Origin of the sequence: Micromonospora sp. NPDC049580 (genome assembly GCF_040675595.1) — a bacterium.
Taxonomy (GTDB): domain Bacteria; phylum Actinomycetota; class Actinomycetes; order Mycobacteriales; family Micromonosporaceae; genus Micromonospora.
Genome location: NZ_JBFAPG010000305.1, coordinates 1 through 7,797 on the forward strand (window position 1 = coordinate 1; position 7,797 = coordinate 7,797).

6 protein-coding genes are annotated in these 7,797 nt (G+C 70.0%); 3 read left to right on the plus strand and 3 right to left on the minus strand.

The genetic code is table 11. The annotated features are described in order from the left end of the window. Both AB0J68_RS22015 and AB0J68_RS22020 read right to left on the minus strand, forming a co-directional pair. On the minus strand, nucleotides 1-1,264 hold a 1,264-nt coding region (locus tag AB0J68_RS22015; RefSeq protein ID WP_363940289.1), incomplete at its 3' end, for a copper resistance protein CopC. A gap of 175 nt (nucleotides 1,265-1,439) precedes the next feature. Beyond that, nucleotides 1,440-2,942 carry an FAD-binding oxidoreductase gene (locus tag AB0J68_RS22020; RefSeq protein ID WP_354855749.1) on the minus strand — a complete coding sequence of 501 codons (1,503 nt, stop codon included), beginning with the start codon at nucleotides 2,940-2,942 and terminating at the stop codon, nucleotides 1,440-1,442. A 301-nt stretch (nucleotides 2,943-3,243) separates the two neighbouring features. Between AB0J68_RS22020 and AB0J68_RS22025 the strand changes: the two genes are divergently transcribed. Continuing rightward, complete coding sequence (locus AB0J68_RS22025; RefSeq protein ID WP_355066435.1) at nucleotides 3,244-3,807, plus strand: STAS domain-containing protein; 564 nt, start codon at nucleotides 3,244-3,246, stop codon at nucleotides 3,805-3,807. Here AB0J68_RS22025 and AB0J68_RS22030 read toward each other — a convergent pair. Then, a complete protein-coding gene (locus AB0J68_RS22030) occupies nucleotides 3,755-4,801 on the minus strand; it encodes a polysaccharide deacetylase family protein (RefSeq protein ID WP_354855747.1) in 1,047 nt (348 codons plus the stop codon). The two genes, AB0J68_RS22025 and AB0J68_RS22030, sit on opposite strands and share 53 nt — an antisense overlap. Nucleotides 4,802-4,876: 75 nt before the next feature. Between AB0J68_RS22030 and AB0J68_RS22035 the strand changes: the two genes are divergently transcribed. Together AB0J68_RS22035 and AB0J68_RS22040 are read left to right on the plus strand one after the other, a co-directional pair. Further along, nucleotides 4,877-5,116, plus strand: a complete 240-nt coding sequence (locus tag AB0J68_RS22035; RefSeq protein ID WP_363940291.1) for a hypothetical protein — start codon at nucleotides 4,877-4,879, stop codon at nucleotides 5,114-5,116. Nucleotides 5,117-5,726: 610 nt separating this feature from the next. Beyond that, entirely contained in the window at nucleotides 5,727-7,757 is a 2,031-nt protein-coding gene (locus AB0J68_RS22040) for a PQQ-dependent sugar dehydrogenase (RefSeq protein ID WP_363940293.1), read from the plus strand. Nucleotides 7,758-7,797 lie beyond the last annotated feature (40 nt).

Genomic DNA, 7,797 nt, shown 5'->3' on the forward strand with positions numbered 1-7,797 from the left:
CTCCGCCGGCGGCCGCGGGCCGACGCGCGTCACCGGCCGGCGACGCGTCGCCGGTGCCGATGCGGGCGAGCCCGAAGCCGGCCAGCAGAGCCACCACCAAGCCGCCGACGAGCAGCGCCAGGTGGGTGTTGGTCAGCCGTGACGCGCCTACCACGCTGCTGTCCTGCGCCTCGGGCCGCGGCCGTTCGGCGGGCGACGTGTCCTCCGGTGTGGCCAGGGCCCGCGCGGACGGCGCCGGCCGTCCCGCCGGCGCGGACTCAACGACGACCGGACTCCGCGCGCTGGCGAGCGCGCCGCTCCTGCTCGCCGCGGGTACGGCGGCACTTCGCTGTCGGCCACCGGCCGCGCGACCGCCGCCGGCGGTCGCCGCGCTCGTGCCGGCGGTCGCCGCGTTCTTGGCGACGCTTGCCGCACTCCTGCTCGCGGTTGCCGCGCTCCTGCGGGCGACGGGCTTGCGTGCCGAGGGTGCGACGCGACCACCCCGGCCGGTCGGAGCCTTCGACGGGCGGGCTCGGCCAGGCGGTCCACCCGCCGTCGACGAGCGACGACGCCACGCGACGAAGCCCGCCACCGCCGCCAGGACCGCGACCGCCCCGCCGACCCAGAGCAGCGCGCCCGGGCCGCTTCGCCCATCCGAGGGTACGGCGGGAGCCGCCTGCGCTGTGCTCGGCGATCCGGCGGGCGCCGCCGAGGCCACCGGCTGCTGCCCCGTGGACGCGTGCTGGTCGATGGCGGCCAGAAGCGCGGGGTCGGGCTGCTGGGTCGGCGGTTGCCAACCCTGCGGCGCAGTGGTCGCCCGGCCGGTGTAGCGGAACGTCATCGTGCCGCGCACCGCGTCACCGTCGGAGGCCACCGACAGGTAGCTCACCGAATACTGGCCGGCCGCCGGAAGGTGCGCGACCGACACCACCGCCGGAAAGCCCGTCGTGTACTCGCGTGGCTGGAACTGGCCGTCGACCAGGAAGTACTCCCGCACCGGCTTGGTCAGCGCCTTCGGCTCCCCGTACGTCCAGCCGTTGTCGACACGAACGCCGTTCGGCGCGGTGACCGTGAAGTACGCGTTGGCGCCGACCTTTTCCGTGAAGTACAGCGCCACCGACGTCAACGGCCCCTGCACCGTGGCGCCGCTCTCGGGAGTGGACATCGCGAGCGTCCCGTGAGCTGCGGCGGGCTGAGCGGACGCGAGAAGGGTGACCGCCGTGGCGAGGGCGAGCGCGAGCAGGCTCGCGATCAGCCGGCCGAGACTCTGGGGGAGACGACGCATCTGAATATCCTCACCGGGGTGAGGCTTTTTTCACAAGGAGCTGATCTTTTTTCACGGAAGGCAAAAGTTGGCGCCGCTCCGCTCGCTCCGGCTGGCCGACGCCGCGAGAAGCCACGACCGTCGCCGAGCGGACGCGGCCCCGGACCACGCCCACGCGTGGCCCGGGACCGTCGCTTCAGCAGGTCGCGGGTGGAATGCTCTGCTCGTACTGGAAGACGTTGTGCGGGTCGTACTTCGCCTTGACCTTGCGCAGTCGGTAGAAGTTGGACCCCCAGTAGGCCGACTCCCACTCCGCCATCCCGATGTTCGGCACGTTGACGTAGGCGCCGTCGACGTACGGCCGCAGGGCCTGGCTGAACTCGGCGATCCAGGTCTGGGCGATCGGGGTGAGGGCCTCGCCGCTGTCCGGCTCCCCGCGGGTGCCCCAGCCGGTGCCCGGCTCGGAGTAGAAGAGCGCGTCGCGGTGCGGGAACGCGGAGCCGCCACGGGGTTCGTGCGCCTGGGCCCCGCGACCGAACGCCTGGAGGAAGAAGTTGCTGTCGTCCGTGGGCGCCTCCTCCATGAAGGCGCGGACCACGCTGATCGCCTTCTTCGGGAACGGCCTGTTGGAGAACTGCGAGAAGAACTTCCAGTTGGCGGGCTCGTCCTCGGTCGGGATCTGGAAGCCCGTGTAGATCTCGCCCCAGCCCCCGGTCTGTACGGTGACCTCGGGATTGCCGATCGAGAGGATCGGCTCCAGCAGCTCCCGCGCCTCCGCCTCCGGACCGTCAGCGAGCACCGCGAACAGCAGGATCTCGGACTTGTGGATCTCGACCTGGGTCCCCAGGCGGTAGTCGGTGAACGGAGCGACGCGCTGCCAGGTCTCGAAGATCTCCTCCAGGTCGCCGAGGCCGTCCCAGGTCGCCTGGAGATAGGCGACGCTGCGCAGCGGCGTCACCCGGTAGGTGAGCGAGGTGACGATCCCGAAGTTGCCGTTGCCCGCGCCGCGCAGGGCCCAGAGCAGGTCCTCGTGGTTGTGCAGGTCCACCTCGATCGCCTTGGCGCCGTTGGTGCCCCACGCGACGACGATCTCCGCCCCGATCAGGCTGTCGCAGGCCATCCCGAGGTAGCGGGTGAGGAACCCGAGACCGCCGCCGAGGGTCGCGCCGGACAGGCCCACGCTTCCCTCCGTGCCGGTCGTCACCGCGAGGTCGTGCTCGCCGAGCGCGGTGACCGCCTCCAGCTGGTTGAGCCCGGCGCCCACCCGTGCGATGCGGCTCGCGTAGTCGATGTGGGTCGACTTGAGCTCGCTCACGTCGATCACGATGCCGTTGTCGACGTTCGACCAGCCCTCAAGGCTGTGCCGGCCGCTGCGTACCCGCAGCGCGACGTCGTTCTGCCGCGCCCAGGTCAGGGCGTTGACCACGTCCTGGGTGTTCTGCGCGAAGACGATGACCAGCGGGTAGCGGACGAACAGCTCGTCCCAGCCGAGGCTCGCGTTCGCGTACCCGGGATCCTGAGGGCGGACGATGCGGCCGGTCAGCTCCGCCGGCGGATACTCCGCGGTGGAAGACGGGCCCGGGCCGCCGTCGGCCGCGAATCCCGGGGCGCCGGCGGCCACGATGCCGGGGAAAACCGCGGCCCCCGCGCCGACGGCCGCCGTCGCCTTGAGTACTTCGCGACGAGATAGGTCGCGCATGGTCCGATCCTCTCGATGTGGGTTACGCCAGCGATCGACCAGAGCGACTCTGGTTCAGTGGCACGCAACTCACGGTATTACGGGAGAGTTATTCGGAGATGAGCCTTTTTGTCCGAAAACCCAGTCGAGTGATCGGGGTGGGCCGGCTCGGGGCGGCCCGCACGGCTGGGCCGTCACGCCACGGCGTGCAAGTCGTGCGGGGACGAGTGCACTGGCGGCCAGCGGAAATCCTCATTACGGTGTGACTGGGTCAAGTCACGCGCCCATCCTGTCCAGGATCTCCAACGGGAGGCGTGTGCCCATGATCGACCGCGTAGAGATGGCGATCCAGCCTCCGCGGGCGACATCGACCCGATTCGCTCGTCACTACCGGAGTGGGTTCTGGGGCCCGGCTGTCCCGGAACGGCCCTTCTCCGTGGCCCGTTACACCGAGCCCATCAACTCGTCTGCCCCGTTCTCCGCCGACCGGTTGATCGTCGCCCCGGCGGCCTATGTCGACATGGACACCGCCCCGCTGCTGGGGGCGGCGCTGACCAACGCCCTGGACCGCCACCCCGACGTCTGTTGCGATCTCGCGGCTGTCGACTTCTTCAGCGCCGCAGGGGTCCACGTCCTGCTCCTGGCCGCCGACCGGGCGAAGCGGGGCGGCTCCCGCTTCTCGATCAGGGGTGCCGGCGGTATCACCCAGCGTGTACTGCGCATCACCCAGGTGGAGCACCTGTTCGAGCGAATCGCCTCCTGCTGCGAGGCAGTGAAGACGGGCTCTGGTCCTGCGTGGCATCCGGCTGACGCCACGCAGGACCGTCGCGGTGTCAGCCGGCCGTACAGGAGCGGATCTGCGGTCGGGCGCTGCTGTTGCCGTTGAACATCGTGGTGAAGCCGAACGTGTTGCCGCCCCCGTTGGGACGTACGGTCATGACGTTGCCGCTGCTGTCCCAGGTGGCGCTGCCGTTCCAGATGGTGGAGACCTTCTGCGGCGAGGTGAGGGCGACCACCACGGTCCAGGTGTTGGTGCCGCTGACGGTGACCGAGGTGTTGTACCGGTCACCCCAGACGTTCGTCGTCGTCGCCGTCGCGGTGCAGCTGCCCCCGGACGGCGGCGGGGTCGTGCTGCTGGGCGGGGGAGTCGTGCTGCCCGGTGGCGGGGTCGCGCCGTCGGGTGCGACCGCGCGACCGGTGGACGGCGAGATCATGCCGGGGCAGAGGTTGCGGCTGGTCAGGTTGGCCACGATCTGGCCGATGGCGTCCCGGGTGTTCTGGATCCCGTCGTGCATGAGGATGACCTGGCCGGCCTGGAGGCGGCTGGCGTTCGACACGATCTGGCTGACGCTCGCGCCGTTCCAGTCCTGTGAGTCGACATCCCAGATCACCTGCCGCATCCCGAGCGACGAGGCGACCGACTGGAGGGTCGAGTTGGTTTCCCCGTACGGCGGCCGGAACAGCTGGGGCCGGATGCCGGTCGCGGACTGGATCGCCGAACTCGTCTGGGACAGGTCGGACTGCATCTGGGACTGACTCATCGACGTCATGTGGGCGTGGCTCCAGCTGTGGTTGCCGACCCACATGCCGGCGGCCACCTGTGCCTGCGCCGCCGACCTGTTGTTCTGCACGTTCTGCCCGATGTTGAACATGGTGGCCCGTACGCCGTTGGCGCGCAGCACGTTCAGCAGTGCGCTGGTGCTGCCGGTCGGACCGTCGTCGAAGGTGAGGCCGACGTAGCCGTTGCAGGTGGCGGCGCTCGACGGGGTGGCGGTGGCCACGACGACGATGCCGCACGTCGCGACGGCGGTGGCGAGGATGGACAGCGCCGCACGTAGTCGCCTCGACCGTACGAGCGTGCCAGCGGAGACAGTGCTCATCTGTGCCCCTTCTACCGGTCCGAACGTGCCCCGGTGTGCGGGCGGCATGGTCCGGTCCGGACGTGTGGGTGGTGGGTGGGGAGATCGACCGAAACCCGCCGGAAGCGGGATCGCATCGACCAGAATGGATCGAAGTATTACAGCGAGAATTCCGACGCGTCAACAATTTCCGGAACCCGCGCCGATAGCCACCCGGAGCTGTCCTCGCGTCACCAGACCGATCCGGAGCAGCCGGGATGTCGCCGCAATGGCGATCCGGTGGCTGCGGCGGTGGGGCTGATCGCCTCGGTATTCAGGGCGGACGGACGGTCGTGATCCGGAAACCTCCCGGAATTCCCGACGGAGATCCGACCAATCGACGAACGGCTTCGCCGAAGCATCCGTTGTGGAGAGATTGATCAGGGCCGTGGCCAGGCTCGACAGTTCGTCAAGTGCGCGGGGGTCGCCAGGCGGCTCCGCAATCTTTCCGGTAAACGTTGACAGTGCGCCGACGTGCTACCAATACTTCCGCCATCGACAGACCTTGACGGGTGTCGATTCGGGTCGCTCGCGGCGACCTGGTCTGCCGGGCGGCGACGGCAGGCGGCCGCACCTTGGCCAACGGTCTCACGCAGGGCGAGCTGACCGCCGGCCGGATCGCCCCGCACGGCGGGCTGGGCGGTCCGGCCGCCGGATCGGATCACCGTGGGCGCCTGCGGTGGTGCCGCGCGTACCGCCCCGACTTCGGCGGCGACCTCGTTGATCGGGTTTGTCCTCGATCGAACGAGATCGTTGACATGTGTCGCGAATCCATCTTTGATGGTCGATGTTGCTTCCTCGTCGGTCCGGTCGGGCGCTGGGTCGTCCGGCGTGGGGTCGGGCCGTTCGATGCCCCGACCTTGGAGGACGGATGCGAACCTTCGCCCGAGTCAGACCACGACGGCTGGTGCCGGCGTTTGCCGCGGCGATGCTGCTGGCCGTGGCGGTCGGCGTGCCGGCGTCGGCCGCGGGCCCGTCAACCGTCGTCGGTGTGGCGTCCGGTCGGTGTCTGGACGTGGTGGGCAACTCACGCACACCCGGCGCCGGCATCAACATCTACGACTGCGTCGGCCAGGCCAACCAGGCGTGGACGTTCACCGCCGCCGGCGAGTTGCGGGTGTACGACGCGACGATGTGCCTGGACGTGGTCGGCCAGGACACGAGCGCGCCCGCCGCGCTGCAGATCTACGGCTGCACCGGCGGCGCCAACCAGCGCTGGCGGATCAACGCCGACGGGAGCATCGTCGGTGTCCAGTCCGGACTCTGCCTGGACGTGACCGGCGGGGGCACCGCCAACGGCACGACGGTCGGTCTCTGGACGTGCAACGGGCAGGCCAACCAGCGCTGGACGTCGTCGCTCGGCAGCACCGACAGTCAGCCACCCACACCGCCCGGCAACCCTCGGGTGAGCGGGCTGACCTGCAACTCGGTGACCTTCGCGTGGAACGCCTCGACGGACAACGTCGCTGTGGCGTTCTACGACATCTATCACGATGGCCAGCTCATGACCTCGGTGAGCGGCGGCACCCTGTCGGCCAGCCTCACCGTCGTCCCCGGAGCGAGTTGGGGCCTGTACGTCAACGCGCGTGACGCCGCCGGAAACGTGTCGCAGGCCAGCGCCACCGTGACGATCACGCCGCCGCCCTGCCAGGCCGACACCGTGCCGCCGAGCACGCCGACGCAGCTCACCGGCACCGCGTCGGGGACCACGGTGACCCTGCGCTGGGCCGCGTCGAGCGACAACGTCGGGGTCCGGGCGTACGACGTCTACCGCGGTGGCGTGAAGATCGGCACTGTCACGGGCGCCCCGCCGGCCACCACCTTCACCGACAGCGGCCTGGCGGCGAACACCACGTACCAGTACCAGGTCCTCGCCCGCGACGGGCAGGACAACGCCTCGGCGCGCAGCGCCTCTGTCTCGGTGAGCACCGGCGGCACCTGCGCCAACCCGGTGTGCACGGTGCGGCAGGTCACCACCGACACCGACATCCCGTGGGGGCTGGTGACGCTGCCGGACGGCACCGTCCTCTACAACCGCCGCGACGCGCACGACATCATCCATCTCAACCCCACCACGGGGGCGAAGACCACAGTGGGCACCGTGCCGAACGTGCAGAGCACCGACGGTGAGGGTGGCCTGCTGGGTCTCGCGATCTCGTCGACCTTCGCCAGCGACCGGTGGCTCTACATCATGCACACCTCGCCCAGCGACAACCGGATCGTCCGGATCAAGATGGAGAACGACCGGCTCACCACCGCCAGCGAGCAGGTCCTGCTCAGCGGGATTCGGCGCAACAAGTTCCACGACGGCGGTCGCCTGCGGTTCGGCCCGGACGGCAAGCTGTACGCCAGCACCGGCGACGCGCAGAACGGCGCCTACGCCCAGGACCGCTCCACCCTTGAGGGCAAGATCCTGCGCCTCAACCCGGACGGCAGCGTCCCGGCGGACAACCCGTTCGGCAACTACGTGTGGAGCTACGGGCACCGCAATCCGCAGGGGCTCGCGTTCGACTCGCAGGGCCGCCTGTGGGAGCAGGAGTTCGGCAACTCGATCATGGATGAGACCAACCTGATCACGCGAGGCGGCAACTACGGCTGGCCGGCCTGCGAGGGCACCAGCGGCACCTGCGGCACCGCCGGCTACATCGCGCCGGCCCGCACCTACCCGACCGCCGAGGGCTCCTGCTCCGGCATCGCGATCGTGCGCGACGCGCTCTACGTCGCCTGCGCCCGCGGTACGCGGATGTACCGCGCCGTGATCAGCGGCAGCAGCCTGACGAACGTGCAGACGTACTTCAGTGGCACCTACGGCCGGCTGCGGACGGTGGAGCCGGCGCCCGACGGGGGACTGTGGCTCACCACCACCAACACCGGTGACAAGGACAGCACCCCGAACAACAGCAACGAACGCGTCCTGCACGTCACCCTGGGCAACTAGCGCCCACGTTCGCCGACGGCCACCGGATCGTCGCGGTGGC